Origin of the sequence: Actinomadura geliboluensis, from assembly GCF_005889745.1 — a bacterium.
GTDB lineage: Bacteria > Actinomycetota > Actinomycetes > Streptosporangiales > Streptosporangiaceae > Spirillospora > Spirillospora geliboluensis.
This window is the reverse complement of sequence record NZ_VCKZ01000642.1, coordinates 1-2992: the sequence shown is the minus strand read 5'-3', so window position 1 is coordinate 2992 and position 2992 is coordinate 1. Positions and strand designations below refer to the sequence as shown.

The following is a 2992-nucleotide window of genomic DNA, read 5'->3' as shown; positions in this document are numbered from 1 at the left end:
AGAAGTGTATAAGAGACAGGGGTTTCGCCGCGTTCGATGGCGCGGGTGACGACGATCTCGCAGCGGGTGTAGCGGTCCTCCCAGAGGCGTTGCTGGGCGCGGGCGGCCTTCTCCGAGCGGAACGAGGCGGCGATCAGGGCAGCCATGATCGGGGGCTCGGCGGCCATGGCGTCCTGGATCTCGTGGTTGAGGGCCGCCAGGTCGCCTTCCAGGGTGCCGGTGTCCGGTGGGCGCCAGTCGTCGTCGCCCGCCGCGTCGAGGACGTCGGCGAGGAGGCCGCCGACGTCGGTCCAGCGCCGGTACACCGTGGCGCGGTGGACGCCGGCACGGGCGGCGACGGCGTCCATGGTGAGTCCGTCGTAGCCGTGTTCGCCGAGTTCCGCGCGGACGGCGTCGAGCACCTGCGCGCGCACGCGGGCGGTACGGCCGCCGGGGCGGCGGCCGGCTGTCGCGGAGGTCATCGCCGGTAGTCCGATTGCTTGGAGGGATGGGCTGTGGCACCATCTTAATGCATCAGTTGTCGTATTAGTGGAGTCGTCGGTGCTCATCCGAAGCGTTCGCCCCGTCCCGTCCCCGAATGCTTTGGAGTGCCCGCTTGCCCGTACAGATCACCGCGCTCGCCGTCGGCAAGTCCTTTGACGGCAGGGTCGTCCTCGACTCGGTGACCTGCTCGCTCGCCGCCGGCGGGCGCACCGGGATCATCGGCGAGAACGGCTCCGGCAAGACCACCTTGCTGCGGCTGCTCGCCGGACGTGAACGCCCCGATCGGGGTGAGGTCGTCGTCCAGGCCGACGGCGGCGTCGGCTACCTCGCCCAGGACGAGCGGCTGCCGCCAGACCAGACCGTCCAGCAGGTCATCGACCGGGCGCTGAGCGATATCCGGAAGGTCGAGCGGCGGATGCGCCGCCTGGAGGCGGCGATGGCCGCCGGCGACGAGTCGGGGCTGGCCGAGTACGGCGAGCTGCTGACCGTCTTCGAGCTGCGCGGCGGCTACGACGCCGATGCCCGCGTGGAGCGTGCGCTGCACGGGCTCGGTCTCGGGCTGGTGAGGCGCGACCGTACTGCGGGGAGCCTGTCCGGTGGCGAGCAGATCCGGTTGCGGCTGGCAGCCCTTCTCGCGTCCGCACCCGAGGTGCTCTTGTTGGACGAGCCGACCAACCATCTCGACGAGAGCGCGCTGGGCTGGCTGGAGGAGCACCTGCGGACCCGGCGGGGGACGACGGTCGCGGTGTCGCATGACCGGGCCTTCCTCGAACGCGTCGCCACCGACCTGTTGGAGGTGGACGCCGACCGGCGCCGTGTCGTGCGGTACGGGAACGGCTACGCCGGCTACCTCGCGGAGAAGGCCGCGGCGCGGCAGCGCTGGGCGCAGGAGCACGAGAGGTGGCGGGCCGATGTCGACCGGCTCCGCGAGGCCGCGGCGACCACGGCCCGGCAGGTGGCTCCCGGCCGTCCGATGAAGGACGGCAACAAGATGGCCTACGACCGGGCGGGCGGCCGCGTGCAGCAGTCGCTGGCCAGCCGGGTGCGGAACGCCGAGGAACGGCTGCGCCGCCTCCTCGCCGATCCGGTTCCGGCCCCGCCGGAGCCGCTGCGCTTCACTCCTGTGCTGGGGGCTCGTTCGCTGCGGGGCGCCGTGCTGGAGGCGGACGGTGTTGCCGTCGCCGGTCGGCTCGACTGCATGAGCCTCACCGTTTCTGCGGGCGAGCATCTGCTGGTCACGGGGCCGAATGGCGTGGGTAAGAGCACGCTGCTCCGCGTCCTGGCGGGCGAGCTTGAACCGGATGCGGGACGTGTCACCCGGCGCGGTCGGATCGGCTACCTGCCGCAGGAACCGGGATTCGAGGACGCGGACGAGTCGGTGCTGGCCGCCTTCGCCCGCGGACGCAAGGGCGAGCCCGACGAGCACGCCGAACTGCTGCTGTCGCTCGGCCTGTTCGACGCCGACCGGCTCGCGGTGCCGGTGGGCCGGCTGTCGACCGGCGGGCGCCAGCGGCTCGCGCTGGCGCGGCTGCTCAGTGAGCCGGCGGACGTCCTGCTGCTCGACGAGCCGACCAACCACCTGTCGCCCGCCCTCGTCGAGGAGCTGGAGACGGCTCTGACCGGGTACGACGGCGCCGTCGTCATCGTCAGCCATGATCGCCGGTTGAGCCGGCGCTGGTGGGGCGCCCGGCTGGCCGTACGGGCGGATCGGACGTCCGGCGCCCGGGCCTGACGTCTCCCTGCATACCTATCGAGAAAGGACTCCTTCATGCCGTCTGCCCCCGCCGACCCGACCGTGGTGCATCCGATGCCCGGCCAGCCGCGCGTGGTGCTGCTGAAGCCGTTGATCACCTCGCCGCTGATCGAGGTCGGAGAGTTCTCCTACTACGACGATCCGGACGATCCGGCGGCGTTCGAGACCCGCAACGTCCTGTACCACTACGGGCCGGAGAAGCTCGTCATCGGGCGGTTCTGCGCGCTGGGCGAGGACGTGCGGTTCATCATGAACGGCGCCAACCACCGGATGGACGGCCCGTCGACGTTCCCGTTCCCGATCATGGGCGGCTCCTGGGCCGAGCACATGGACCTGATCAGCGGCCTGCCCGGACGCGGCGACACGGTGCTCGGCAACGACGTCTGGCTCGGCTACCGCGCCATGGTGATGCCCGGTGTCCGTATCGGGCATGGCGCGATCATCGCCTCTGGGTCCGTGGTGGTGGACGACGTCCCCGACTACGGCATCGTCGGCGGCAACCCGGCGAGGCTTCTGCGCCGCCGCTACAGCGAGGCCGACATTCAGCGGCTCCTGGCCCTGGCCTGGTGGGACTGGCCGCTCCAGCACATCACCGAGCACATCCGCACGATCATGTCCGGTGGCATCGACGAGCTGGAGCGCGCGGCGCCGACCGGGTGGGGAGGCCGCTGATCGGAGGTCTTTTGCCCGGTCATTGGGCGTTTTGAGCCTGCCCGGGGCGCTGTGACGACGGGGGCGGAGCGCGGTGGCCGGACG

At 71.5% G+C, this 2992-nt stretch carries 3 protein-coding genes; 2 read left to right on the top strand and 1 reads right to left on the bottom strand.

The window, feature by feature from the left end:
- A partial coding sequence (locus ETD96_RS42905) for a TetR/AcrR family transcriptional regulator (protein WP_138642209.1) occupies nt 1–461 on the bottom strand: 461 nt, incomplete at its 3' end.
- Between the two features lie 116 nt (nt 462–577).
- Here ETD96_RS42905 and abc-f point away from each other — a divergent pair.
- Together abc-f and ETD96_RS42895 are read left to right on the top strand one after the other, a co-directional pair.
- The gene (gene abc-f, locus ETD96_RS42900) at nt 578–2215 is read left to right on the top strand and encodes a ribosomal protection-like ABC-F family protein (RefSeq protein WP_138642208.1); all 1638 of its coding nucleotides are present in this window, start codon (nt 578–580) and stop codon (nt 2213–2215) included.
- A gap of 36 nt (nt 2216–2251) precedes the next feature.
- The gene (locus tag ETD96_RS42895; protein ID WP_138642207.1) at nt 2252–2908 is read left to right on the top strand and encodes a CatB-related O-acetyltransferase; all 657 of its coding nucleotides are present in this window, start codon (nt 2252–2254) and stop codon (nt 2906–2908) included.
- Nucleotides 2909–2992: the final 84 nt, after the last annotated feature.

Coding starts and splice junctions, on each gene's coding strand:
- ETD96_RS42895 (WP_138642207.1), top strand. CDS start 2,252: ATGCCGTCTGCCCCCGCCGACCCGACCGTGGTGCATCCGATGCCCGGC.
- abc-f (WP_138642208.1), top strand. CDS start 578: ATGCTTTGGAGTGCCCGCTTGCCCGTACAGATCACCGCGCTCGCCGTC.